This is a genomic window from Aestuariirhabdus litorea (assembly GCF_003864255.1).
Lineage (GTDB): Bacteria > Pseudomonadota > Gammaproteobacteria > Pseudomonadales > Aestuariirhabdaceae > Aestuariirhabdus > Aestuariirhabdus litorea.
The window spans coordinates 1,146,948-1,171,991 of the sequence record NZ_QWEZ01000001.1 but is presented as its reverse complement, the minus strand read 5'-3'; the positions used below and the strand labels follow the sequence as shown (position 1 = coordinate 1,171,991).

The window sequence follows — 25,044 nt, the reverse complement described above, 5'->3', positions numbered from 1 at the left end:
GCTCTCTATTGATTAATTGCGGCCGTATAATATTGAAATTAACCGGACAAGTCATCCGCATGCCCACCGAACTCACCCCCAGGGCCCGCCGCACCCCTAGCGAACGCCATCACCCCTGCGCCACCGTAATCGACCCTTATCAGTGGCTGGAGGATCGCGACTCCCCCGAGGTGATCGCACATCTTGAGGCTGAAAACCGCTACACCCAGGCCCAGATGGCCGGCACCGAAGCGCTGCAGCAACAGCTCTACGAGCAAACCCTGGAACGCATCCAGGAAACCGACCTCACCGTACCCTGGCGCTGGCAGGATTACGACTACTTCAGCCGCACGCTCGAAGGGCAGGATTATCCCCAACATTGGCGCAGGCACTGCACCACCGGGTTAGAGCAGTTACTTCTCGATGAAAACAGGCTCGCCGCCGATCACGATTTTTTTGAGCTCGCGGATTTTGAAGTCAGCCCGGACCAGCGCCTGCTGGCGATTGCTACCGATACTCGAGGCGATGAATCCTATGAGATAAGCGTTTTCGACATTGAAAGCGGGCAGTGTCTTGAATCCAGTCTCACTCAATGCTCCGGCAACCTGGTCTGGAGCATGGACAGCCAGGGGATCTTTTATAGCACACTCAATCAAAAGCATCGCCCCTGGCGGCTACTGAGCCACAGGCTGGGCCAATCCCAAACCTTAGATACACTGATCTTTGAAGAAACCGATGAGCGCTTTTTCCTCCACGCCTATCGCACCAAATCGGATAAATACCTGATCATTGAGGCCCACAGCAAAACCACGAGTGAAGTCTGGTGCGGTCGAGTGGACACCCCGGACCCAGGACCGCTCCATAGCTTCTGCCCCCGCCGTGAAAACCATGAGTACGATGTTGAGCACCACCGCGACCGTTTCCTGATCCGCAGCAACCGCGACGGTGATAACTTCGCCCTCTACCAAAGCCCTCCCAACGGCCCCAGCGAAGCGGACTGGCAATTGCTGGTGCCACACGACGAGGAGACCACCCTGGAGGGTATCGAGCCACTGGCTGGCTTTATCGTGATCAGCGAACGCTGCCAGGGTCAACCACGACTGCGAGTACTGGCAGAAGAGAGCGCCCCCTTCTGGCTGGAGTTTCCCGATGCCTGCCGCTCTCTAGACTGCGTTGACAACGTTGAGGCGGAGTCCTCGAGGTTACGTGTACGCTACGAGTCGCTCATTACACCACCGAGCCTATGGGATATTGATCTGGTCACCGGGGAGCGCTACTTGCTCAAATCGGTCCCCGTACTGGGCAACTATCAACCCGAACGACTGCTCAGTAAGCGTATTGAGTGCACGGCGCGTGATGGCACACGCATCCCTATCAGCCTGGTGGGGCAGAAGGAGAGCTTCCAGTCCCCTGCTCCCCTGCTTCTGTACGCCTATGGCGCCTATGGCGAGCCCCTGGACCCCTGGTTTTCCCATGCGCGACTCAACCTGCTTGAACGAGGTTTTTTGTTTGCCATCGCCCATGTTCGCGGCGGTGGCTGCCTCGGAGAGCGTTGGTACCATCAGGGGCGGCGGCAGCAGAAAATGCACAGCTTTGAGGATTTTATCGACTGTTCCCATTACCTGATCGAGCAGGGGTTAACTGACCCGCAACACCTTGTCATCAGTGGCGGCAGTGCCGGCGGCCTGTTGGTCGGTTCCGTTCTGAACATGGCGCCGGGGCTCTTTAAGGCGGCCATCGCCGATGTTCCCTTTGTCGATATTCTCAACACCATGTGTGACCCCGAACTCCCCCTAACCCAGACGGAGTATGACGAGTGGGGGGATCCCAACGACCCTGCCAGTTACCGCTATATTGCCAGCTACGACCCCATTTCCCAGGTCAAGCCCCAGCCGTATCCAGACCTTCTGGTGACCACCGCCCTTGAGGATACGCGGGTGGCCTACTGGGAAGCTGCCAAATGGGTGGCCACGCTCCGCGATAGAGCCCTGCCCCCCCACTCCATCCAGCTCAAGACCAGCATGAACGCTGGCCACGGCGGGGTTTCGGGGCGCTACCAGGCCTATCGAGAGTCCGCTTTCGAGCAGGCATTCATCCTAAAAAGCCTTTTATTATCAAATAGTTAGAAAAAACAAAAAATAACCTGCCAAACTGGACAGATTACTAAACAGCTGCTTACCTTAAATCAAGAGCAGAGCATTGGCTTATGCTCAATGTAGTGGAGGGGTTACTATGGAATCGACCCGTAACACAGACTACAGCAGCGGCTTCTCGGGCTTGTTACGACTGGCCTCATGGAGTGTTTTCAGCCTTAATCTCCTGATTTTTTACCCTGTTCAGGGCTTTGCGCAGACGTTTGATTTTTCTCTCCCGGCCGAACCCGGTCCCCTACCCGGCGAGGATACACCCGGACTTCAGTCCCAGCCTTTGCTTCATAACAGCGGGCTGGTTGTGCACCCCGATTTCAGGTTCCGTAACGAGCAGGAAGAGACCACGGTTGATGCCGTTGGCAAAGGCCTCTACAAGTTGGCAACAGATCCGGCAAGAGTTATGCGTAGCGCAACCTTTGGCGCGGTATCCGCTGGCCTTGAGGCCGTTGGGATGTACGATCTACTGGGGGACTCTATCAAGCTTTTTAAGCAGGCAACCCGGTACCGTTTTGGAACCTGCTCCCAGGCAACCCTGCGGCAAAAATTCCAACTGGAGAGCTGCCTGGATAACAAGGCTGCCGTAACCCTGGAGTCCAATTATCAGTTCAACAGTCTGGAAGTGGGCCTTAAATGGTCATTCTGAGCACCAGTTGATGATCTGCTCTTCCCATTGATCCTCAGGAATATCCGCATCAGAAAGGGTCTTTCCCCGCACCGAAATACCGGCTGTATGAACCGTTTCCGTATCGCCGGACACCAGCGGATGCCACCAATCGAGTTCCTTTCCCTCCCAGATCAGGCGGTAGGCACAGGTGGTCGGCAACCAGTAGAACTGCTCAACATCCTCCGGCTTAAGCCAGACACAGGTGGGCACCTTCTCGTTACGTGAAGCGTACACCGAACAGCGGCAGTTATCGGTCATGTATCGACAGGCTACCCGTGTATAGTAAACCTGCTCATCCTCTTCATCCTGAAGTTTCTGCAAGCAGCAACGACCACAGCCATCACAGAGTGACTCCCACTCCTCCCGGGACATTTCACCCAGCGACTTTCGCTTCCAGAACGGCTCGACCTTCTGTGCCATAGGGTCACCTACAGGGGATCGTTCATGGTGAGCAGCTCATCCGGCAACTCGATCAGGTAATCATCCTTTTGCGGCGGCATCTGCAGATGGAAGCCTTTAGCCTGGATACCTTCCATCACCTGCACGACATCCGCACGGGCCAGAGGGCGCTCTTCACGCAACATCAGGTCCATCACATGACGGGGCGTTCCGAACAGCTCCAGTAGCTTTTCAGGTACCTGGGTGAGCCCCTTGGCCTTCTCGACATACAGGTACATCTCATCCTTTTTGGGGCTTTTGTAGATAGAGGCAATCAGTTTCATCATCTAACTCTTGAACTCATTATTAAGGGTTTCGACCAGCTCGTTGGCAAAGGCCTCAGCACGCCAGCCCGCCAGTATCGGGGGCAGGGAAAAGCGCTGGCTGGGCTTGAGCGCCCCCTGTATGAGCGCATCGATCTGTTTTTTCTTGACCAGCAGCTCAGGTTCCACATTCAGTTGAGTGGCCCGCTCCCGGGCGAACTCGCGGATCCGCTTGACGATCGGCTTGGTGGACGCTGGCAAGGGAAAAGGCAAGCGGGAAGGATAGGCGTCCTTGTCCGCCAGCGCCGCCTCGATACGCTGCAACAGCTGCTCCCCCTCTCTCTGAAGGATCGATTGGGGTATATCGGGGATGCGCTTAAGCTGGTTAAGGGTGGTGGGCAGGTACTTGGCCATGTCCCAGAGCACAGAATCACGCACCACCCGACTGCGGGGAAGATTGCGGGCGCGCGCCCGCTCCTCGCGCCAGGTGCAAAGGGATCTGAGCACCGCCAGCTGGTCGGGGAACAGCTTCCATGCCACTTTGACCTGACGGTAATACTCCTCGATGGCCACCGGTGCCTCGGCAGCACTGGCCAGGGTCTCCCCCTCCTCCAGCACCCAGGTCAACTTCTGTGCCTGCTGCAGGCGCTCGTTCAGCAACCGGTAAACCTGCATCAGGTAATACACATCAAGCGCAGCATAGTGCAACTGTGAGCCGGTAAGTGGCCGATGACACCAATTAGAGCGGGTTTCATCCTTCGGCAGCTCCAGCCCAAGCAACTCCGACACCAGCCGCTGATACCCCATGGAGAAACCCAGACCGGCAAAAGCGGCCGCCAACTGGCTATCGAAAAGGGGACGCGGCACCACGCCGACCAGACGCATCAACAGTTCCAGGTCTTCACTGCAGGAGTGAAACACCTTGACCACGCCGGAAGCGGAAAACAACTGCGCCAACGGAGAAAAGTCAGAGATTGCAATCGGGTCCAGCAGCCACACCTGCTGGCCATCACTTACCTGAATCAGGCCGGGGTCGGCATAGAAGGTCTGGGTGCGGACAAACTCGGTATCCACTGCAACGGCGTCCGCTTGCAGCCAGCGGTCGGCAGCCTGCGCGAGTTGGTCGTCGGTATCGATCCAGACAGGATCAGGCATGGGTGCGGTCATAGTGGGATCGGCTGAGAAAAGAGCGGGCTATTATACGCATTTGGGTGGGGATATTTAGTCATATTAGGCATAATCAGGCAGGTCATTGCTCCATAACAATAATCATAACCCGGACGAAGCGGACCCTACCCACCATGAAAAAAGCCATTACTCTCGTTATGCTGATGCTGATTGCATCGGTTTTACTGCTGCTTGCATTCCCCTCCCCCATCGACGCCGTCGCCTACAGGGCACCCGAACCGCCACCCGCCACCGGGATACTCACGCCCAACCAGCGGCTGACCGAGGCAACGTTATTGGCAAAAGGGGCGATCTTCGGACCCGAAGATGTGGCGGTGGATACCCTGGGCCGTATCTACGGTGGCACCCAGGATGGAAAGATCATGCGTCTCCATGAGGGTCAACTCGAACTCTTTGTGGACCTTGGCGCACAGGGCAAGCGAGCCCGCCCCCTGGGGCTGCACTTTGACCAGCAGGATAACCTGATTGTTTGCGATGCCTGGCAAGGCCTGTTGAGTATCAGCCCTGAAGGCCGGGTTACCGTATTGGCGACCGAGGCGGAGGGTGTCCCCTTTGCCTTTGCCGACGACCTGGATATCGCCCGCGATGGCATCATTTACTTCAGCGATGCCAGCAGCCGCTTTCACCAACCGGACTACGCATTGGACCTGCTGGAGGCTCGCCCCTGGGGGCGCCTGCTGGCCTACAATCCAGCGACGGGCACCATCCGGGTGTTGATGCGAGATCTCTATTTCGCCAATGGGGTCGCCCTCTCCGCCAACGAGGATTTTGTGCTGGTCAACGAGACCTACCGCTACCGAATCCAGCGCTACTGGCTGAAGGGGCCGAAGGCAGGCACCCACGATCTCTTTATCGATAACCTGCCGGGACTACCCGACGGTGTCTCCGGCAACCGCAAAGGCACTTTCTGGGTAGCGTTGGCCACCCCTCGCAAAGCCAGCATCGACCGAATGCATATGCACCCCCGCATCAAGAACCTGATTGCCAAGCTACCCCGCTTTATGTGGCCCAAACCCGTACGCTACGGCTACGTTCTGGCCCTCGACGAGCAGGGGGAGATCACCAGCAGTCTGCACGATCCCAGTGGCGAGCACCTTGAGATGGTGACCTCCGCCGAAGAGCATAACGGCTACCTGTATCTGGGCAGCCTCCACAACGACCGCATCGGACGATTAAAGCTGTAAACCGAGGGGCTGTTGATGGGGCGGCTAAAGCCCCATCTGCTTGCTGATGATCTCGTTCATGATCTCCCGAGTCCCCCCGCCGATGGAGAGGATTCGGTTATCGCGATAGAGGCGCTCCACAAGGGACTCGCGCATCAGCCCGTAGCCACCAAAGATCTGCACCGCTTCGTAGGTGACCTTGTCGCTAACATCGGTGGCGAAGTTTTTCGCCATCGAGATCTCCTTGATCACCGACTGGCCCGCATTCATTCGAGCCGCCTGGCGATAGGTAAATTCGCGGCTCGCCTCCAACTGGGTCGCCATCTCCGCAAGCTTGTGCTTGATCACCTGAAAACGGCCGATGGGACGACCAAAAGCCTCACGCTCGCGAACGTACTCGAGACAAGCGTCCAGGGCCAGCTCCGAGGTCATGTTGGCCATGATCGCCAACTGCAGTCGCTCCGACTGAAAGTTGGACATGATGGCGTAAAACCCCGTATTTTCAGCACCAATAAGGTTGGCGACCGGTACCCGGCAATCATCAAAAAAGAGCTCCGCGGTGTCGGAGGCCCACCAACAGCTTTTCTTCAACTTACGCCCAACGCTAAAGCCGGGCATCCCCTTCTCCACCAATAGCAGGCTGATTCCACCATACCCCTCATCGCCCGTGCGCACCGCCACGCTGTAGTAATCGGCCCTTACCCCACTGGTGATAAAGGTTTTGGAACCATTCAAACGATAATAATCGCCCTCCCTCACTGCCCGGGTTTTGAGGTTCGCAACGTCCGAGCCACCACTGGGCTCGGTGATCGCCAGCGCCATCACCTTCTCCCCGGCCAGGACGGGGGGGGCAATACGCTGTTTCAACGCCTCACTGCCCCACTTGATGACCGGAGGCAGCCCAATATCGAGCGAGCCCAGTCCTGCGGCAAAACCACCGGAGCCGGATCGCATCAACTCCTCACTGGCCGCCACCTTATCGAACAGGTCACCGCCACAGCCACCGAGCTCCTCGGGATAACCGATCCCCAGGATCCCCAGCGCTCCCGCCTTGCGATAGAGCTCAAGGGGAAACTCCTCCTCCTCTTCCCATTGATCGATGAAGGGCTTGACCTCACGCTCAACAAACTTGCGCACGGTCGAGCGGATCAACTGTTGTGATTCCCCAAAATACTGTTGCAGCTCGCTCATAGTCACTCCTGATGTTGAACCCACATACTACCAAGCGCTTGCTTGGTTAGGCAAACAACAAAAAGGTAGCCTGACCGTACGGGTAACAACCTGAGAGTATGACGTTGAATAAGGAGAGAACGGGATCGGAAGGGGGCTAGTTCCCCACCAGCGTACGTCCCCGGAAAGCGTGGGCCAGGGTACCGCCATCAACGAATTCGAGCTCCCCGCCCAACGGGACGCCATGGGCAATGCGAGAAACCTGTATACCCCGACGCTGCACCTGGTTGGCAATGTAATGGGCTGTGGCCTCGCCCTCTACCGTCGGGTTGGTCGCCAGAATCACCTCTTCGAAGGACTCTTCGTCCAGGCGACGGGTTAACTGATCCAGCCCGATCTCCGCCGGGCCAATGCCGTCGATCGGGGACAGGTGGCCCATTAACACGAAGTAGAGCCCACGATAGCCACCGGCCTGTTCAATGGCCATCACATCGGAAGGGGTCTCGACCACACAAATCTGGTTACGCAAGCGTGCAGAGTTGCTGCAGATGGAACAGGTCGGGGTTTCGCACAGGGTGCGGCACTGCTCGCAGCGCCCCACCCCCTCAACCGCATCCTGCAGCACCACCGACAGTCGCGAGGCACCTTTACGGTCACGCTCGAGCAAATGCATGGCCATGCGCTGGGCAGACTTGGGGCCCACGCCAGGCAAACAGCGCAAAGCGTCAATCAACTCGTTGATCAGCGGACTGAATGACATCGTCAGTCTGAATCCCGATCAGAACGGCATCTTGAAGCCACCGGGGAGATTTAACCCTCCGGTAACACCAGCCATCTTTTCCTGGGTGTTTTTTTCAACCTTGCGCACCGCATCATTGACCGCTGCGGCCAGCAGATCTTCGAGTATCTCTTTTTCTTCCTGCAGAAGGCTCTCATCCAGCTCCACCCGCTTCACATCGTGGCGTCCGGTCATGGTCACCTTGACCAGTCCGGCTCCCGCCTCGCCAGTCACCTCGGCCCGAGCCAGCTCCTCCTGGGCCTTTTGCATCTGCTCTTGCATCTTCTGGGCTTGCTTCATCAAGTTGCCCATACCACCTTTCATCATAGCTACCTCAAAAAGCTGTGCCGACGCTAAACCGGCTGAATGGAATCGTCGAGGATTGTAGCAGAAAACTGCTCCAGAATTGCCTTCACGTTGGGGTCCTGGGCGATCAGGTTTTGGGCCCTGGCCAACCGCTCTTCGGCGTGTCTCTGTATATACTGAGCCGGGGTTTCAGCCTGGGTTGGGCTCTGATCTATGGTCAACTCAAGCTCAAGGGCAAAGTAGTCCTGCAGCGCTTGCTGAATCCGGCCTTCGTGGGTGGAATTGAGCAAGGTCGCATGGCCCGGCGCGATGCGCATCGTCACCCGTTTTCCATCTATCCCAACAAACTCCAGGTGCGTAGCAATACTCAGGGTAACCCCCGACAATCCGAACGCTTTGAAACCCTCGGCCCAGTCGGCTGCTGTGAAGCGCTCTGCCGGTACCTTAACAACGGTTTGTGGTTGCACCGACGCCTCAACCGGCAACACCACAGCGGCCTCAGGCGTTGGCTCAGTCGCGGGTTCCGTATCGGGGAGGTCATCCCAGGGAGGAGCCATGGCCTCTCCTCCTCCCGCAACCGCCGAGGCGCTCTCCCCGGGAGAGGCGTTTTGCTCAGTAGCCGCCATATACTGCTGGTAAGCTTGCTCAGTCGCGTACGCATCCTCCAGCTGATCGGCATCACTCTCATCCACCGAGTCCGCTATGGGAGCAGACGGCACCGGATGAGCGGCCGGCGTCAAGCTAACCTCAGCGGTCGCCAGGGGCTTTTTTACAGGAGCAGGCGCCTCCCCGGCACCGCTCGGCATTGCCCCCCCTGCACCGGCTTCAGGCGGCGGGGCTGCCACCGCCCCCCGGGCCGCTTCCCCGTCCGCGCCCGCTGCAGGCTGTGGCTCAAGGGTGCCAATGTCTCCCCCCGCACTTCCTGACCCTGCGCCCTGCCCTTCACCAGCATCCAGCAGCGGCTCTGTCGCAGGCTCCGGTGTACCATCGGGCTTGAACGCCAGCATGCGCAGCAACACCATCTCAAAACCGGCCTTCGGATCCGGGGCAAGGGGCAGGTCTTTGCGGCCGATCAAGGCAACCTGATAAAAAAGATGAAGGTCCTCTGCCGTCACCCGACTGGCCAGCTCCATCACCCGCTCGCGATCCCCCTGACTGTTGTCCACGGCGTCGGGTAACGCCTGCGCCAGCGCCATCCGGTGCATCACCGACAGCATGTCAGCCAACAACCTGGAGAAGTCGGGGGAGAATTCCGCAAGCCGGTTCACCGACGACAGTGTATTCGCCACACTACCGTCCACCAGGGCTTCTATGATCTGGTAAACCTGCGACTGGTCAATGGTGCCCAACATGGCACTGACCTCCTGCTCGGTGACCCGGCCGGCGCCATAGGCGATCGCCTGATCAGTCAAGCTAAGGGCGTCACGCATACTGCCATCCGCAGCGCGGCCAAGTTGCCACAGGGCAGGCTCCTCAAAGGGGATCACCTCCTGCTCCAGTACGTGGCGCAGATGCCCCACTACCCGCTCGGGCGACATATTCTTGAGATTGAACTGCAGGCAGCGGGAGAGAATGGTGATGGGCAGCTTCTGGGGATCGGTGGTCGCCAGCAGAAACTTCACATGGGGGGGCGGCTCCTCAAGCGTTTTTAGCAGGGCGTTAAAGCTGTGGGCCGAGAGCATGTGCACCTCGTCAATGAGATACACCTTGTAGCGCCCCCGGGTCGGGGCATACTGGACGTTATCCAGCAGCTCGCGGGTATCCTCTACCTTGGTGCGGGAGGCCGCATCCACCTCAATAAGGTCAACAAAGCGTCCCTCTTCGATCTCCCGGCAGGAGCCGCATTGACCGCAGGGCTCCGAGCTGACCCCCGACTCACAGTTCAGGCACTTGGCCAAGATGCGCGCAATGGTGGTTTTTCCCACCCCTCGGGTTCCGGTAAAGAGGTAAGCGTGGTGCAGCCGATCGTGGTCCAGGGCGTTGATCAACGCCTGCAGGACATGGGTCTGCCCCACCATTTCACGGAATACTCGAGGGCGCCATTTACGGGCCAGAACCTGGTAGCTCATGCTGTAACAATTACCTGCCTATGCAAAGCAGGTATGCTAACGAAGAAGCTGGGGGAATGCACCACTTAGCAGCGCCTGTGCGGCAATGGCGGGCATAGGGTATAAATACTGAGGGGAGTGCTGTGGAGGCAACCCCTGCCAGCCACACCCCGGCACATGAATGTACTGCTACCGTTGCTCCCTTCCGGGCCTGGCGGGGTTTACAGCGATTCATTGCGGGGGGACCAACAGGGGCTACCACAAAAAGCCGGGCGAACGCCCAAGCGCCGCGAATTGTCGCTAATTTCCCGGTGCAATGCAACACTGATATTTACAGGGGGGTTGATCATTGCCATAGTCACACCATCGTCTGCTGTGATCGATAGAAAGGGAACCCATCCATGATGCGCTGGTACAACAGCCGCCCGCTGTCTGTTAAGTTCTTGTTGCTAGCGCTCCCCCCCTCCATCCTCGTCGGCCTGTTTTTTTTAGGCTTTGTCCTTCTTAATCAGGCACGCCTGCTGGAAGAGAACAACCGCGGCTATGCCCAGAGCCTCGCTGTCAGAGATGCCGAACTTCTCTCCCGCCCACTCTGGAACCTCGAGGAGTCCTCGGTACTGGCCATTCTGGAAACCATCAAAGCCGAGCAACGGCTAACCTGCCTCGAGCTGGTCAATGTGCTTGGCTTTGAGGATTACCCGACCTATGGTAACTGCTCACCGCAACCCAACACGGTCACGCTGCTGCAGCCAATCATTTTCAACGATCTCCAGGGTCAGCACCGGTTAGGTGAGCTGCGCCTCGCTCTCGATATTAGCGCAGACACCCACACCCTGTTTCAGAGCGCCATCATCCTCGGTGGCCAGATTCTCCTTATGCTGACAGCCCTCAGTATCGGTATTTTCTGGGGGTTCAGGGCCACCATCTTGCGCCCGATCAGCGAAGTATCAGAATCGATCAAGGCTTTTCGCCGGACCGGCGTCAGACAAGTCGTCGACTGCAGCAGCGATGATGAGCTCGGACAGCTAATTCGGGAATACAACTCTGGCCTGGTCAGCCAGCAGGAGTCTGAGCGCGCAATACTGCAAGCCTCCCGCGAGTTTGAAACCACCATCCAGAGCCTGCCCTTCGCCCTCATTCTGGTGAACAGCAGTCACGAGGTCATCGCCACTAATGATGCATTCGAGCAACAGTTCAGCTATAGCGACTGGGATCAAGAAACGATCGACACCTGGTGCCTGCAGGCCTTTCCTGACGAGGTCTACCGGGAAGAGAGCATAGCCCTGATGGGCATTCACATTGCCCATGCCAATAAAACAGGTCGCCAGACAGACCCCCTTGTCAGGGAGATAAAGGACACTCTAGGCCGTACCCGTACTACCGAGATTCGCTACTTCTCACTAGAAACACGAGGAGTTTTCACCCTTACTGACATCACCAGCCATAAACACGCAGAGCGGGAAATTGCCAAGTCAGCCGAGCGATTCGAAACCACCATCAAAAACCTTCCCTTCGCTCTGGCAGTCACCAATAGCGATCAGGAACTGGAGATGGTGAACACCGAGTTTACCCGGCTGTTTGGCTATGAGTTGTCCGATATTGACAGCTACTCCGACTGGCTGGCGCAAAGCCGCCCCCTGCCAGGTAGCCAGGTGTTACCCGGTGCGTTGCAGGACCTGGCCAGCCTGGCATCCACTTCAGGCCAGGTGGTCGGCCCTATCGAAGCCCAGGTAGGCGACAAAAGCGGCTATTATATTCCCGTCGAAGCACGCCTACTGCAGCTGACCGACCGTAACATCTGGGCGATGACGGATATCACCGAGCGCGTCAAGGCGCAAATTCAGCTCCGCCAGGCCCGCGACCATGCAGAGCAAATGCTAAACGAGCTTCGCATCACACAGAGCAGCCTGATCCAGTCTGAGAAACTCGCCTCCCTGGGTAGTCTGGTAGCGGGCATCGCCCACGAAATAAACACCCCGGTTGGCATTGGCGTCACCGTCGCCTCCTCCCTCGGTGACCGCCTGAAGCGAATCAAGGAGGCCACCGAATCAGGGGCACTGCGAAAATCCGACTTTGAGCAATTTATCCGTGAAGTGGACGAGGCCACGGTTCTTCTTAACAGCTCCCTGAGTAATGCCGCCCACCTGATCCAGGATTTCAAGCAGGTGGCGGCGGACCAGACCAGCTCTCAACGCCGCAGGTTCAACCTCCTCACTGTAGTCAGCGAAGTGATGTCGACCCTGAGCCCCAAGCTCAAACACACCCGGCATAAAGTGATCGAACAGATCGATCCGGACATTGTCATGGATAGCTACCCCGGCCCCCTCGGGCAGATCATTACCAACCTGGTCAACAATGCGCTGATACACGCCTTTGAAGGTATTAAGCAGGGTACGATTCAGGTCACGGCTTACCGGGATGACGAACATCAAGCAGCCCGAATCCTGTTTAAGGACAGTGGCTGCGGCATGAGCGAAGAGCAATTGACGCGGATTTTTGACCCTTTTTACACCACGCGTATGGGCGATGGGGGTACCGGTTTAGGCATGAACATCGTCTACAATATTACGAACAATATCCTAGGGGGCACCATTAACGTTACCAGCAAGCTCGGCGGGGGGACCCTGTTCGAGCTCAGGCTTCCGTTAACAGCCCCTGTTACCAATAGCCGGGACCATCTATGACAGCCAACGACGATCTGCTTGTTTTTATGGACGAGGGCGAACCCGCCCCGACCGGTAACGGCAATCCCCCCTGGAAGATTCTGGTAGTGGATGACGAGCAGCAGATGCACCAGGCTACCCGATTTGCGCTTGCCGATTTCAGCTTTAGCGATCGGCCCCTCAAGATCATAAGTGCCTATACGGCCCGGGAAGCCCGCAGCATCATCGAAAGCGAGCCGGACCTCGCCTGTATTTTCCTTGATGTAGTGATGGAGTCGGAAGACGCCGGACTGAAGTTGATTCCGGTGATTCGTGAAGAGATGCACAACCATGCGGTGCGTATCATCCTCCGCACCGGGCAGCCCGGATACGCGCCAGAAGTGGAGGTCATCCAGCGTTACGATATCAACGACTACAAGGCTAAATCCGAGCTGACTCAAACCCGTCTCTTTACCGCGCTCACCTCGGCCCTACGTTGCTACCAACAGATTCGCACCATTGAGGCGGGTCGTGAAGGGTTGGAGATGATCGTTCAGTCATCCTCCGACCTCTTTGCCTATCGTGCCGTCAAACAGTTTGCCTCAGGGGTACTGACACAGATCTGCAGCCTGCTGCATATCCAGGCCGAGGGCGTCATCTGTGCCCATACCAACACGCTGCTCCACCTGAGCCGGATGAATATTTTGGCCGCCGCAGGCCAATACTCAGAGCTGGTAGGCCAGCCCCTGGGCACAGTTGGCAACTCTCAATTGAGCAAGGATATCGAGCTGGTTCTGCAACAGAAGCAGTCCCTCTACCTAGACGACCGAACCGTTCTTTATCTCCAGCTCCCCTCCCGGGACGAAATTGCGGTTCATATCTCGACCCGCACCCCTCTGCAGGATATCGACCGCCAGCTGCTGGAGGTGTTCTGCATCAACATCACCATCGGTTTTGATAATGCACAAATGTTTGAGCGGATCGAGTCTCTGGCCTTCAAGGATCAGCTCACCAACCTGCCCAACCGCGTCTCCTTTCTCAAGCGAATCGAGGACAAACTGCTGCACTCAAGCCAGCAATTCATGATCATCATCGCGGACATCGATAACTTTCAGGCGGTCAACGACGGCCTGGGGGGGGACATTGGTAACGAAACCCTGAGAACGATCGGGCGCATGCTCAACAGCTGCTGTCCTACCAACGAGATCCTCGCTCGCCTTGGGGGAGACCTGTTCGGCCTGATTGTCCCCTACCGCTCAGAACAACAGGTGGAACAGGTGCTGGAATCGATCCTGGGCAAGTTTATCGAGCCGGTTACCATCGAGAAAAATCATATCCCCATCAGCCTTTCTCTCGGGGTCAGTCGCGCTCCCAGAGATGGAGTGAGTGCCGAACTGCTGTTTCGCGAAGCCGGCATTGCACTGAAACACAGCAAACGTAAACACCGCGGCGGTTATACGCTTTTTAGCGAAGAGATGACACTCAAACTGCGCACCCGCCTGGAGACCATCAACGAGCTACGCTCGGCCATCGATAACGATGAGCTTTACCTCCTTTTCCAACCTCAGGTCAACCTCTCCAGCGGTCGCCTGGAGGGAGTGGAAGCCCTGATCCGCTGGTGCAAACCCGATGGTACCCAGGTGTATCCCACTGACTTTATACCCGCCGCCGAGGACTCCGGCCTGATTGTTCAGATCGGCCTCTGGGTACTGAACCACGCCTGCCTTCAGCAGGTGGCCTGGAAACAGACAGCCACCGGCCCCATTCGCATGGCAGTCAACGTTTCCATGCGCCAGTTTCAGGAGCCCAACTTTGTCGAATCGGTGATCACCACCGTGCAGCAAACCGGGATCACCCCTTCCGACCTCGAGCTTGAACTCACCGAGTCCATCATCATGTCAGACTCCCGTGTGCTCAGCCACAAGCTCAATCAGCTACGCGAGGCCGGTATCCAGATCGCTATCGACGATTTCGGTACCGGCTACTCCTCCCTCAGCTATCTGCAGAGCCTGCCGCTGGATCGCCTGAAGATTGACCGTGCCTTTATCGAAAATATCGACTCACGGGCAGAAGACGCCAGTATCGCGGCGATGATTGTGGCCATGGGCCATGAGCTAAAACTGAGTGTATTGGCCGAAGGGGTGGAGACCCCGGCTCACGAAGCGGTACTAAAAAAGCTCGGTTGCGATGAAGCGCAGGGCTACTACTACGCCAAACCACTACCTGCCAAGGAGATCCTGAGCTTTAAGGTACCTGGCTGAGACAGGGCCCCGGCCATTAATCGCCGATTGGTATAATGCCCCCTCCCCCTGCACTTACACTGAAATCAATAGCGGGGGTGAAGATGAGTGCCTACAGACCTATAGTCCCTATTCTGGCCGGCGGTGGTACCCGTCTGCCTGCCCATGTCGGCATACTGCAGGGACTGCAAGAGCTGGGCGTTGGTTTTTCACACCTGGTTGGGGTTTCCGGCGGCAGCATTGTCTCCTCGCTCTACGCCAGTGGACGCCCTCTACAGGAGATCAAACAACTGGCCCTGGACATCGACTTCCAGCGCTTTCGCGGCCAGTCGCTGGTAAGCCTGGTCAAGGCGGGCGGACTCTCTTCCGGCAAAGCGTTTGAACACTGGCTCGATGATGAGTTAAAGGGCATACGGTTCCGTGACCTGCCCCTCGACCTGCACATAGTCGCCACCGATGTTGCCTCCAGCAAGCCGGTGATTTTTAACCGCATCACCAGCCCCGATCTTGCGGTATCGAGAGCCGTACGCTTCTCGATCTCAATCCCATTGATCTTCAGCTTCCAACATTTTCAGGAGCATGTTCTGGTCGATGGCAGCATCCTTTCAGAAGACGCCTTGCATCGGGACTGGGCCGATGATGGCACGCCGGTTCTCTGCTTTCGTATGCGCAGCTCAGCCGCGCCAAAGACGCAGAAACACAGCCTGATCCCAATCAAAGAATACATGTCGATGCTGATCCGTACCTTCATGACCACCCTCTCTCGCGAGTACATCAACGACGCCTTCTGGCACTCCACCATCATTGTCGATACAGAGCATTACTCCCCCGTGGAGTTTCGCCTCAGTCGGGAGGACAAGCTTAGGCTGTATGAGATGGGCTACAAAACCACCCTGGATGTGGTACCCCAAAAAACCCTGAGTCTGGAAACCCAGGGCGCACGGGGGCAATCTGCCGTTCGCCCCTAAGGGCTAGTGACGCAGAAGCGCCAGTAGTGCCTGAGCGGGGTGGAGTAGCTGCACCTGATCGGTACGCTTCACCTGGCTGCGGCAGGAGTAGCCCGTCACAAGCAACTGCTCAGCTGGATGAGCTTCGACCGCCTGCTTCCAGCTTTGAGCGTAGATTGCCTTTGAGGTCGCTACATTGTTCGCTTCATGACCGTAGGTACCGGCCATGCCACAGCAGCCCAACGCAAGGATATCCAGCTCCTGTCCCAGGGCAGTAAACACCGTTTGCCAGGCTTTAATCGACGGCGCCGCTGAGGTGCGTTCACTGCAGTGGGCCATTAATTTGAAACGCCCTCGGTGCACAGGCTGCTGCGCGGCCAGCTGCTCATGTTGATCCGCAAGCCACTCCTGCAGCAGCTGGACGTGTGGCCAGCGATCCATGATTTCAGCATACTCCTGGCGGTAGGTCAGGGTCATGGAGGGGTCAACGCCCACCAGGGGTAACCCCAGCCCCTCGATTCCATTGAGTGTGCGGGCGCTATCACGCGCCACTTTTTCAAAGGTGCCGAGAAAGCCATGGACGTGCAGCGGCTTACCGTTGGGGAAAAAGGGAGCCACCTCCACGTTAAATCCGAGTTCAGACAGCAGGTCAAGCAGATCAAGCACCAGCGGTGTTTCAAAATAGCTGGTGAAGGCATCCTGCACCAGCACCACCGTCCGCTGGCGGGTTTGTTCATCCAGCCCTGCAAGCCGTTCGAGGGTCGCAAAGGATTTACCCCGATCCTTGAGGCCCAGGCGCAGGCTATGGGTACAGATGGCAGGACTGTCCACCATGCCGGTGGTTTTTTTCATCAGTCCCTGCATCAGCGAATTACTCATCGCCCAGTTGTAGGGCGCAGGAAAACGGCTCAGCGCCGGAATCATAAACTCCAGCGCACCCACAAAGTAATCCTTGAGAGGCCTCAGGTAACGACCGTAATAAAGCTCCAGAAACCTGGAGCGGAACTGAGGAACATTTACTTTTATCGGGCACTGCCCCACGCAACTCTTGCAGGCCAGGCAGCCCATCATGGTGTCATGCACCTCGTGGGAAAAATCGTATTCGCCGCGTCGCTTGGCAAGGGTGTTGAGGGTGCGAGCGGGCAAGCTGCGCATAAAGCCGCCGCTACGCTGCTGCCGCGCCTGCACAGGCAGGTCTACCTTGCGCTGTTGCATCAAACGCACCCACTCCCGAATAAGGGAGGCCCGCCCCTTGGGGGACTGGGTCCGATCCCGGGTCCCCTTCCAGGAGGGACACATGGCATCGTTGGGGTCATAGTTATAGCAGGCGCCATTGCCATTGCAGTACATGGCCGCCGAAAACTGCTCACGGGCCGGTGAGTCGATCTGGCGGTCGTACTGACCACGGGTGGGAGCCTCGTCGATACGGATCAACTCTGCATCCACCCCGATCGGGGTGCAGATCTTGCCGGGATTGAGCTGGTTGCGCGGATCAAAAGCGCCCTTAATCTTCCGCATGACCCGGTAGAGCTCAGGGCCAAACAGCTCAGGCGCATACTCGGAACGCAGTCCCTTACCGTGTTCGCCCCACAGCAACCCTTTGTATTTGCGCGTCAGCGCCACCACACCATCGGTCACCTCACGGATCAATCGCTCCTGCTGGGGATCTTTCATATCGATCGCCGGGCGCACATGCAGCACGCCGGCATCAACGTGACCGAACATGCCGTATTGCAGGTTACGCTGGTCCAGTAGCTCACGAAACTCAATGATGAAATCCGCCAGGTTTTCCGGCGGAACCGCGGTATCCTCCACGAAGGGTATGGGACGCTTTTCCCCCTCGGTATTGCCTAAAAGGCCCACCGATTTTTTACGCATGGCCCAGATCCGTTTGGTCGCCTCCTGCCCCCAGGCCAGGGTATAGGAGAACGCTTTCCCGGGCTGCCCCATGACCTCGGCCAGCCGCTCCTCCAGCACCTTCACCTTTTGTTGCAGCTCCTGTTCGGAGTCGGCCGTGTACTCCACCAGGTTGATACCCTGAACGGTGCGGCCGGGCTGGCTGGGGAAAAACTCGCTCACCGACTCCCACACTATGTCCTCCATGGCCAACCCCAGCACCCTGGAGTCCACGGTTTCGATCGAGGTGGGTTGGGCTCCCATCAGCTGCTGGGCATCCCTCAGGGCATCGTTAAAGCTCTCATAGCAGAGGTTGACCAATGCAGCGCACTTGGGGATCGACAACAGGTTCAGCTTGGCTTCGGCAATCAGGGCCAGGGTCCCCTCGGAGCCACAAAGAATGGAGTTGAGGTCGAATAGCCCCGCCTCAGTACGCACATGAGCCAGATCGTAGCCGGTCAGGCAACGGTTCAGCGCGGGGAAGCGCTCGGCAATCAGCTCGAGGTTATCCTGGTGGAGGTCGTTGACCTGCTGGCACAGCGTGCTCGCCAGGCTATTGCCGGCAACCTGAGCCTCATACTCCCCTGCAGAGAGCGGCGTCGACTCCAATACCGAACCGTCCAGCAATACCGATTTCAGCGCCAGCACATGGTCCCGGGTCTTCCCGTAAAGGCAGGAGCCCTGGCCGCTGGCGTCGGTGTTGATCATGCCGCCAATGGTGGCGCGGTTGCTGGTGGAGAGTTCGGGGGCGAAAAAGAGGCCGTAGGGCTTGAGGGCCGCGTTGAGCTGATCCTTAACGACGCCGGTTTGCACCCTGGCCCACCGTTCCTCGGCATTGATCTCTAGAATCTGGTTCATATGGCGGGAGATATCCACCAGTAAGCCATCACTGAGAGACTGACCATTGGTACCTGTGCCACCCCCACGGGGACTCAGCACTATATCCCGGAAGGCGGGTTCATTACTGAGGCTGGCGATCCGCACCAGATCCTCAATGCCCCTTGGGTAGAGCACACCCTGGGGAAGAATCTGGTAGATACTGTTGTCGGTAGAGAGCACTACCCGGTTGGCATAATCGGCACTAAGGTCGCCTTCAAACCCACGGGATTTAAGGGTGTTAATAAAATCGAGGTAGTGCTGCTGTGTATCGTTGATCTCTGCAATACGTGGGATCATCGGGGTCCTGCCGGCTTGGTATCCACCATAATGGGACCGGCAATAATGCGGCAAACTAAGGGATAACTCAAATCTTGCTCTCATCAGTTTGCACACATCGAAGGATGGCTGTGAGGGGGGATTACGGTCACACCAACGGTCTTACCAGCAGCCGGCACGAGTCCAGCGCCAATCTGGCAGCCCTTTCCTCGAAATTGCAGGCGCTGGTGAAACGTTTTCGCCTCAGCGCCTGACGGCAGACTCTTGAGCGCGCCTAGTGGCGCGCCGCCTCTGCACGGGGGTCCCGGGGGTAAAAACGCTCAGGCAGGCGGTCGATGTGGGTAAACTGGCGGGTATCCTTGTAGGGCATTTTCATAAAGCCGGAGATCCCCAGTCCTGAGATGCGGGGAACCGCTTGCAGAATCTCGTGCAGGTACCGCCTGAACAGTTCCTCCTGCGACGGATCCAACAGCTTGAAATAGCTGTGCACCTTAAGGTGGGTTTCCAGGCTTTCAAAGATGATCAGCCCGGTATGGTAAATGCGGTTAAGGCGTGCGATCCGCATTACAATCTCCCGCGGCAACACCAGGTTTTCTTCCGGGTCCTTACCGTCCTCAAAGTAGGAGTGTTCCCGGCTCCCATCCTCAAGCTCCGGTGTCGGTGCAGCGACCACCTCGTAGGGGATGGACATACCGGCATCGGGCACAAAGGGATCATGGATCGAATCCCGGTCGATGTGCAGGGTCCGGCGAGCATCGAACAGGCAGCTCTTGAACACCCCGCGTCGGTAGATCGAACGCGCCAGGGTCACCATGTTATTGACCGAGACACTGAAGGACTCCCTGAAACGCTCGTCATGCAGGTTGAGGGAGGAGTCGATATAAACCCCATCCGCCTCCCAGCGCACCGCAAGCCCGCCTACCACCGGATATTTTCCCAATCGGCCTACAGCCGCCAGAAACGCTTTCTCCGTCTCCCCCATCCCCTGCAGGAAGTTTTTGTAGTACCGGTCAAACTGCACATCGTCGATATCCCTGACCACCGCCTCAGCCCCCTCCTCCTTCAAAAACGCCTTGCGGGAGCTGTAGACGACGGTATCGATCTCATGCTCGCGGTGGTGCACCCAGATCGGAATCAGGTGAGGTTCACTGTCGGCCGGCAGGTCAACCACCAGGGTACGCGCCATCGCCGGCATATTACGCATGAAGTAATCACCCGCCTTGGCGCGTTGAGCGCTGTCACCATCGAGCATCGCCGTCAGCACACGGGCAAATTCGACCGGCAGCCCCAGCGCCGTGGGCGGAATGGCGCGGTAACCAAAACGGCACGACTGACCCGAAGCCAGCGCATAGAGGGTCGCGGCTAGCCCCTGCTCATCGAAGCGTGGGCTCGACAGTGCTCCCGTCAACTGCTCCGGGCCGATAAAGTAGACATCCCCCAGCCGTGCATTGCTGTTGTGCAGGTCTCCCGACATCAGCTCCATCACATTATGGGAGACGTACTGCTGCTTCTCGTCGAGCTGGGCAAACACCGAGGAGCCCCAGTCGATGAGCGCCAGGCGTTCGCTTTGGGGGTCAAACATGATATTGGAGGGCTTGATGTCTCCGTGCACGACCAGGCGGCCACTACTGACCGCCTCTCCGCGCAACCCCGCCAGGATTGCGTGCAGCTGGCGTGCAAAATCCAGGATGCGTCGAGGCGAGAGCCGCCCCTCCTGCAACGACAGTTGCTCAAGATCGATGCCGGGCGCTCGTTCCATCACCAAAATCGCCTGCCGGCGAATTCGCTGGAATGCGATCAGGCGGGGCACGTTGGGGTGTGATACCTGCCCCAGCATGTAGGACTCCTCCTCGAGGCGGTCCTGAACGTGCTGGGGCAGTGTGATGCGTGAGAATTTGAAGACCAGTGGGCGCCGGTCCGGGTCGACACCGCCAAACACAAACCCAAACGCGCCTTTACCGATCAGCTCGATCTGCCGGTAGCCCAGCTGTTCCAGCTGGGCCTGGCACAGGCTGACCCAGTTTTTCAGCTTGCGGACATCATTCTGGCTGAGCAGGTAGATCGACTGCTCTTCCGGAATGTAAAAGCGCTGCAGGTCCGGCTTGCTCATCGGGCCTCGCGAGCGTCAACACAGAACGCCATCAACTGAGCTCCAGGAGCATACTGGAGGGGTGCTCCAGGTAGGACTGCCAAAGCGCACTGAAGCGAGCAATGGTACCGCCGTCGATCACACGGTGATCGCCTGACCAACTCACGTTCATCAGCGATCGGGCCACCACCTCACCGGCCTCATTGAAGCGTGGCAGGCGGCGCGTTTTACCCAGCGCAACAATCGCCACCTCGGGTGCATTGATCACCGGTACCGCGTAGGTTCCCCCCAGGGCTCCGATATTGGAGATACTGATCGTCCCCCCCTGCAGATCCTTTTGCGACACCCTGCCCTCCCGGGCCGCCTCGGTAATGCGCTGAACTTCGGCGGCGATCTGCAGCAGGTTGAGACTTTCGACCCGTTTGATGTTGGGCACCAGCAGCCCCACTTTCGAGTCCACCGCCATGCCGATATTGCAGTGGGGCAGATAACTGATTTCGGTGCAGTCGGCGTTAACCCGACTGTTAAGAATCGGGTACTGAGCCACCGCCATGGCCAGCGCCTTCATGATGAAAGGCATCAGGGTCAATCGCACCCCCTGTGCTTCGGCCCGCGGTTTAAGCTGCTCCCGTACCGCCAGCAGCTCGGTAACATCAAACTCATCACCGTAGGTGAAATGGGGGATGGTCGAGGCCGCCAGGGTCATCTGCCGAGCCATGGCGGCTCGCACACCCCGGATCGGCTCAACCCGTACCTGCGCCTCCCCGGCTTCGGCTTTCACTTTGGCCATCGCCGAATCCGCCTGGGCTGCCACCACCCGCTCGGGCACTGAAGGGGGGAGTTCACCCAGGTGGCGCAGCAGGTCCTCCTTCAACACCCGGCCGTCACGGCCACTGCCCTCGATTCGGGAGAGATCCAACTGATGTTCGCGGGCAATACGGCGTACCGCGGGGCTGGCCAGGGCTTTCCCGCCTCCAACTCTAGGGCTCTGAGATGGCGGCGATGGGGACGCCGCCGGGGTTGCAGCCTGAGTCGAGACGGTGCCGGCGGCGGCCGGCGGCTTAGCGGTTGCAGGCTTGTTTTCTACCCGCAACGAAAAGAGCGGCGAATGAACCCGAGCCACCTCGCCCTGCTGGTAGTGCAGGCGGGTAATCACACCGGCCTTGTGGGCGGGAATCTGTACTAGGGCCTTGTCGGTCATCAGGTCAACCACGGGCTGGTCCTCCTCAACCCGTTCCCCCTCGGTCACCAGCCACTCAACCACCTCGCACTCGACAATCCCTTCACCGATATCAGGCAGAATAAACGCCTCTTCGGCGCTATCGTCGGCGTCCCCGGAGCCCTCTACCGCAGGACACCCGGTGGGTGCTAAGGAGGCGGGAGCCGCCTCGGGTTCCGCTGCTACCGCCTTGCCATCGATCTCCACTTCAAACAGCGGTGCATGGACCTTGGCGGTCTCCCCCTGTCGGTAATAGAGTTTGGTGATACGGCCGGCAAAGGGGGCCGGTATCTGCACCAGCGCCTTATCGGTCATCACATCGGCCACAGGCTGGTCCTCCTCGATGCGATCACCCTCGGCAACCAGCCACTCGACCAGCTCACATTCAACGATGCCCTCGCCAATATCGGGCAATATAAAATCCTGTTTCATCGGAACTCCCCCCTAAAAGTGAACACTGGCCATCAGCGCCTCGAACACCTTCAGGTGATCCGGCAGGTACTCTTTTTCATGCGCCAGTGGATAGGGTGTATCAAGCCCTGTTACCCGGGCGATGGGCGACTCCAGGTGCAGGAAACAGTGTTGCTGGATGGTGGCCGCGATCTCGCCGGCGAAGCCGCCGGTCAGCGGTGCCTCATGGGTAATCAGCAGGCGCCCTGTTTTCTTGACCGATGCGGCCACGGTTTCAACGTCCCAGGGGGCGATGGTGCGCAGGTCGATCAGCTCGCAGGATACTCCCTGGTGCTCGGCCATCTCGGCCGCCTTCTCAACCATCTCCATCTGCGCGCCCCAGGCCAGGAGGGTGATATCACTTCCCTCGCGCACCACTTCGGCCACTCCCAGCGGTAGCTGGTAGTCCTCCTCGGGCACCAGGCCAACCGAGGCCCGGTAGATCCGCTTGGGCTCAAAAAAGATCACGGGATTGGGGTCGCGAATGGCCGCCAACAGCAACCCTTTGGCTTGATGGGGATTGCGGGGGACCACAATTTTGAGGCCCGGTGTATGGGCAAAGTAAGCCTCCGGTGACTGGGAATGGTACAGGCCACCGGCAATACCACCGCCGTAGGGGGTGCGGATGGTCAAGCCGCCCACATTGAACAGGTTACCGGAGCGATAACGAAACTTGGCCGACTCATTCACGATCTGGTCAAAGGCGGGAAAAATGTAATCGGCAAACTGGATCTCGGCTACGGGTACTGAGCCCTGGGCCGCCAGACCGTTAGCGAAGCCGATGATCCCCTGCTCCACCAGAGGAGTATTAAAGCAACGCTCCCGACCGTAGCGTTCTTGCAGGTGACTGGTAGCGCGGAACACACCGCCAAAACTACCCACATCCTCGCCAAAGCAGATCACCCGATCGTTCTCGGCCATGGCGATATCCAGTGCGTTGTTGATCGCCTGCAACAGGTTCATCTTAACCATGGTCCAGCCTCCCCGCCGTTTTCGGATAGGCATCAGGGTACTTGCGGATATGGGCCTTGAGCGCTTCCAGCTGCTGCTTCAACTGAGGGGTCGGTTCATCATAAACATCGGTGATCAACTCATCCAGTCGACACACGGGGCGGTGCTCCGCCTCCTTCAGGGTGCGCAGGACCTGCTCACGCTCATCGGCAAACAACTTTTCATCCTGTTCCAGGCTCCACCACTGCTGCGCAACCAGCCAGTTACGGAAACGGGATAAGGGGTCCTTTTCCCGCCACTTGGCCTCCTCCTTTTTGGAACGATAGCCCGAGGGATCGTCAGAAGAGGAGTGAGCCGCCAGACGGTAGCTCATGGTCTCTACCAGTACCGGCTCATTGCGCTCCACCGCCAGCTTGCGGGCCTCCATCATCGCCCCGTAGACCGCCAGTAAGTCATTGCCATCGACACGGATGGCATGCATTCGATAACCCAGGGCCCGCGGCGCAATGCCATCAGCGGCAAACTGCTCGCTCGATGGGGTGGAGATGGCATAGCCATTATTTCGGCACAGGAAAATGACCGGTACTTTTAAAACGGCCGCCATGTTCAGTGCGGCATGGAAGTCCCCCTCGGAAGCGGCCCCTTCACCAAAAACCGCCACCGTGCAGCGCTTGTAACCGGCCAGCTTTTGCCCATAGGCATAGCCGGTTGCCTGCGGGATCTGAGTCGCCAGCGGAGAAGAGATGGTCATGTAGTGCAGCTTGGCAGAGCCATAGTGAATCGGCATCTGCCGCCCCTTGCCGTAATCGAGTTCATTACTGAACAGCTGGTTCATGAACTCATCGAGGCTGAAACCGCGGTAAACCAAAGCCCCCTGCTCGCGGTACTGGGCCATGATCATGTCATCATCTTCGAGCGCTGCGGCGAATCCCACCGTGGTTGCCTCTTCGCCGGTGGACTGCATATAAAAGCTGAGGCGACCCTGGCGCTGTGCTGCCAACATACGCTCATCCAGCACGCGTGTGCGTACCATGGCCTGATAAATTCGAAGGGCTTTGGCCTGCTCCAGCACAGGCAGCTCGGCCCCGTCATAGGGGGTGCCATCCTGTTGAACCAGGCATAGGGTGGGAATGCTCAGTTCATCACCACGGATGAACTCAGGTCGGTGTACGACCTGTTCGGGGTTGAAAGTACTCATAGCTGCCTCATTATTGTTTTAGACAGTTGCGACCCAGCCCCTTTTGGGGGCTGCGCTTTCGTAAGAATAGTCGGTACCGGTAGGGACCTGAGTTCTTTGTACTCTACTTT

The 25,044-nt window shown here is 58.1% G+C and carries 18 protein-coding genes and 1 other RNA gene; 6 read left to right on the top strand and 13 right to left on the bottom strand.

Features of this window, described 5'->3' with window-relative positions; genetic code table 11:
- The first annotated feature begins 59 nt into the window (after window positions 1-59).
- A complete protein-coding gene (locus D0544_RS05475) occupies window positions 60-2,105 on the top strand; it encodes a S9 family peptidase (RefSeq protein WP_125014985.1) in 2,046 nt (681 codons plus the stop codon).
- 106 nt (window positions 2,106-2,211) lie between these two features.
- The gene (locus D0544_RS05470; RefSeq protein ID WP_125014984.1) at window positions 2,212-2,772 is read left to right on the top strand and encodes a hypothetical protein; all 561 of its coding nucleotides are present in this window, start codon (window positions 2,212-2,214) and stop codon (window positions 2,770-2,772) included.
- On the opposite strand, the gene D0544_RS05465 is transcribed toward D0544_RS05470, so the two are convergent.
- Genes D0544_RS05465 through rnd form a run of 3 tightly spaced genes read right to left on the bottom strand, consistent with a single transcriptional unit; the run spans window position 2,764 to window position 4,649 of the window.
- Entirely contained in the window at window positions 2,764-3,213 is a 450-nt protein-coding gene (locus D0544_RS05465) for a YcgN family cysteine cluster protein (RefSeq protein WP_125014983.1), read from the bottom strand. The genes D0544_RS05470 and D0544_RS05465 overlap by 9 nt on opposite strands.
- Window positions 3,214-3,221: 8 nt before the next feature.
- Window positions 3,222-3,518: a YcgL domain-containing protein gene (locus D0544_RS05460; protein ID WP_243647247.1), complete on the bottom strand. Its 297-nt coding sequence runs from the start codon at window positions 3,516-3,518 to the stop codon at window positions 3,222-3,224.
- Window positions 3,519-4,649: a ribonuclease D gene (rnd, locus tag D0544_RS05455; RefSeq protein ID WP_164880842.1), complete on the bottom strand. Its 1,131-nt coding sequence runs from the start codon at window positions 4,647-4,649 to the stop codon at window positions 3,519-3,521.
- Between the two features lie 146 nt (window positions 4,650-4,795).
- Between rnd and D0544_RS05450 the strand changes: the two genes are divergently transcribed.
- Window positions 4,796-5,866 (top strand): SMP-30/gluconolactonase/LRE family protein, encoded by a 1,071-nt coding sequence (locus D0544_RS05450; RefSeq protein WP_125014981.1) that lies wholly within the window; start codon window positions 4,796-4,798, stop codon window positions 5,864-5,866.
- A gap of 24 nt (window positions 5,867-5,890) precedes the next feature.
- On the opposite strand, the gene D0544_RS05445 is transcribed toward D0544_RS05450, so the two are convergent.
- The 5 genes from D0544_RS05445 to ffs form a co-directional block, all read right to left on the bottom strand.
- The gene (locus D0544_RS05445; RefSeq protein ID WP_125014980.1) at window positions 5,891-7,036 is read right to left on the bottom strand and encodes an acyl-CoA dehydrogenase family protein; all 1,146 of its coding nucleotides are present in this window, start codon (window positions 7,034-7,036) and stop codon (window positions 5,891-5,893) included.
- 136 nt (window positions 7,037-7,172) lie between these two features.
- Window positions 7,173-7,775: a recombination mediator RecR gene (recR, locus tag D0544_RS05440; protein ID WP_125014979.1), complete on the bottom strand. Its 603-nt coding sequence runs from the start codon at window positions 7,773-7,775 to the stop codon at window positions 7,173-7,175.
- Between the two features lie 18 nt (window positions 7,776-7,793).
- The gene (locus D0544_RS05435; protein ID WP_125014978.1) at window positions 7,794-8,120 is read right to left on the bottom strand and encodes a YbaB/EbfC family nucleoid-associated protein; all 327 of its coding nucleotides are present in this window, start codon (window positions 8,118-8,120) and stop codon (window positions 7,794-7,796) included.
- A gap of 26 nt (window positions 8,121-8,146) precedes the next feature.
- Entirely contained in the window at window positions 8,147-10,168 is a 2,022-nt protein-coding gene (gene dnaX / locus D0544_RS05430) for a DNA polymerase III subunit gamma/tau (RefSeq protein ID WP_125014977.1), read from the bottom strand.
- A gap of 133 nt (window positions 10,169-10,301) precedes the next feature.
- An RNA gene (ffs, locus tag D0544_RS05425) (signal recognition particle sRNA small type) lies at window positions 10,302-10,398 on the bottom strand.
- Between the two features lie 150 nt (window positions 10,399-10,548).
- Between ffs and D0544_RS05420 the strand changes: the two genes are divergently transcribed.
- The 3 genes from D0544_RS05420 to D0544_RS05410 all read left to right on the top strand — a co-directional run bounded on the left by D0544_RS05420 (window position 10,549) and on the right by D0544_RS05410 (window position 15,997).
- Window positions 10,549-12,831, top strand: a complete 2,283-nt coding sequence (locus D0544_RS05420; RefSeq protein WP_125014976.1) for a PAS domain-containing sensor histidine kinase — start codon at window positions 10,549-10,551, stop codon at window positions 12,829-12,831.
- Window positions 12,828-15,050, top strand: a complete 2,223-nt coding sequence (locus D0544_RS05415) for a GGDEF/EAL domain-containing response regulator (RefSeq protein ID WP_125014975.1) — start codon at window positions 12,828-12,830, stop codon at window positions 15,048-15,050. Before D0544_RS05420 ends, D0544_RS05415 begins: the two co-directional genes overlap by 4 nt.
- Before the next feature lie 83 nt (window positions 15,051-15,133).
- On the top strand, window positions 15,134-15,997 hold the full coding sequence (locus tag D0544_RS05410) for a patatin-like phospholipase family protein (protein WP_125014974.1): 864 nt from the start codon (window positions 15,134-15,136) through the stop codon (window positions 15,995-15,997).
- 3 nt (window positions 15,998-16,000) lie between these two features.
- Here the strand turns inward: D0544_RS05410 and ydiJ are convergent, their stop codons facing one another.
- From ydiJ to D0544_RS05385, 5 genes are all read right to left on the bottom strand, one after another.
- Entirely contained in the window at window positions 16,001-19,048 is a 3,048-nt protein-coding gene (gene ydiJ / locus D0544_RS05405; protein WP_125014973.1) for a D-2-hydroxyglutarate dehydrogenase YdiJ, read from the bottom strand.
- A 253-nt stretch (window positions 19,049-19,301) separates the two neighbouring features.
- Complete coding sequence (locus tag D0544_RS05400) at window positions 19,302-21,137, bottom strand: protein kinase domain-containing protein (RefSeq protein WP_125014972.1); 1,836 nt, start codon at window positions 21,135-21,137, stop codon at window positions 19,302-19,304.
- A 31-nt stretch (window positions 21,138-21,168) separates the two neighbouring features.
- Window positions 21,169-22,767 (bottom strand): dihydrolipoyllysine-residue acetyltransferase, encoded by a 1,599-nt coding sequence (locus D0544_RS05395; protein WP_125014971.1) that lies wholly within the window; start codon window positions 22,765-22,767, stop codon window positions 21,169-21,171.
- 12 nt (window positions 22,768-22,779) lie between these two features.
- Window positions 22,780-23,757, bottom strand: a complete 978-nt coding sequence (locus D0544_RS05390) for an alpha-ketoacid dehydrogenase subunit beta (RefSeq protein WP_125014970.1) — start codon at window positions 23,755-23,757, stop codon at window positions 22,780-22,782.
- Window positions 23,750-24,934, bottom strand: coding sequence for a thiamine pyrophosphate-dependent dehydrogenase E1 component subunit alpha (locus D0544_RS05385; RefSeq protein ID WP_125014969.1), 1,185 nt, complete (start codon window positions 24,932-24,934; stop codon window positions 23,750-23,752). The genes D0544_RS05390 and D0544_RS05385 overlap by 8 nt, the downstream gene beginning before the upstream one ends.
- Window positions 24,935-25,044 lie beyond the last annotated feature (110 nt).

What these genes read in the sequence shown, in the direction of transcription:
- D0544_RS05475 (WP_125014985.1), top strand. Translation starts at nt 60, where the DNA reads ATGCCCACCGAACTCACCCCCAGGGCCCGCCGCACCCCTAGCGAACGC.
- D0544_RS05470 (WP_125014984.1), top strand. Translation starts at nt 2,212, where the DNA reads ATGGAATCGACCCGTAACACAGACTACAGCAGCGGCTTCTCGGGCTTG.
- D0544_RS05465 (WP_125014983.1), bottom strand. Translation starts at nt 3,213, where the DNA reads ATGGCACAGAAGGTCGAGCCGTTCTGGAAGCGAAAGTCGCTGGGTGAA.
- D0544_RS05460 (WP_243647247.1), bottom strand. Translation starts at nt 3,518, where the DNA reads ATGATGAAACTGATTGCCTCTATCTACAAAAGCCCCAAAAAGGATGAG.
- rnd (WP_164880842.1), bottom strand. Translation starts at nt 4,649, where the DNA reads ATGCCTGATCCTGTCTGGATCGATACCGACGACCAACTCGCGCAGGCT.
- D0544_RS05450 (WP_125014981.1), top strand. Translation starts at nt 4,796, where the DNA reads ATGAAAAAAGCCATTACTCTCGTTATGCTGATGCTGATTGCATCGGTT.
- D0544_RS05445 (WP_125014980.1), bottom strand. Translation starts at nt 7,036, where the DNA reads ATGAGCGAGCTGCAACAGTATTTTGGGGAATCACAACAGTTGATCCGC.
- recR (WP_125014979.1), bottom strand. Translation starts at nt 7,775, where the DNA reads ATGTCATTCAGTCCGCTGATCAACGAGTTGATTGACGCTTTGCGCTGT.
- D0544_RS05435 (WP_125014978.1), bottom strand. Translation starts at nt 8,120, where the DNA reads ATGATGAAAGGTGGTATGGGCAACTTGATGAAGCAAGCCCAGAAGATG.
- dnaX (WP_125014977.1), bottom strand. Translation starts at nt 10,168, where the DNA reads ATGAGCTACCAGGTTCTGGCCCGTAAATGGCGCCCTCGAGTATTCCGT.
- D0544_RS05420 (WP_125014976.1), top strand. Translation starts at nt 10,549, where the DNA reads ATGATGCGCTGGTACAACAGCCGCCCGCTGTCTGTTAAGTTCTTGTTG.
- D0544_RS05415 (WP_125014975.1), top strand. Translation starts at nt 12,828, where the DNA reads ATGACAGCCAACGACGATCTGCTTGTTTTTATGGACGAGGGCGAACCC.
- D0544_RS05410 (WP_125014974.1), top strand. Translation starts at nt 15,134, where the DNA reads ATGAGTGCCTACAGACCTATAGTCCCTATTCTGGCCGGCGGTGGTACC.
- ydiJ (WP_125014973.1), bottom strand. Translation starts at nt 19,048, where the DNA reads ATGATCCCACGTATTGCAGAGATCAACGATACACAGCAGCACTACCTC.
- D0544_RS05400 (WP_125014972.1), bottom strand. Translation starts at nt 21,137, where the DNA reads ATGAGCAAGCCGGACCTGCAGCGCTTTTACATTCCGGAAGAGCAGTCG.
- D0544_RS05395 (WP_125014971.1), bottom strand. Translation starts at nt 22,767, where the DNA reads ATGAAACAGGATTTTATATTGCCCGATATTGGCGAGGGCATCGTTGAA.
- D0544_RS05390 (WP_125014970.1), bottom strand. Translation starts at nt 23,757, where the DNA reads ATGGTTAAGATGAACCTGTTGCAGGCGATCAACAACGCACTGGATATC.
- D0544_RS05385 (WP_125014969.1), bottom strand. Translation starts at nt 24,934, where the DNA reads ATGAGTACTTTCAACCCCGAACAGGTCGTACACCGACCTGAGTTCATC.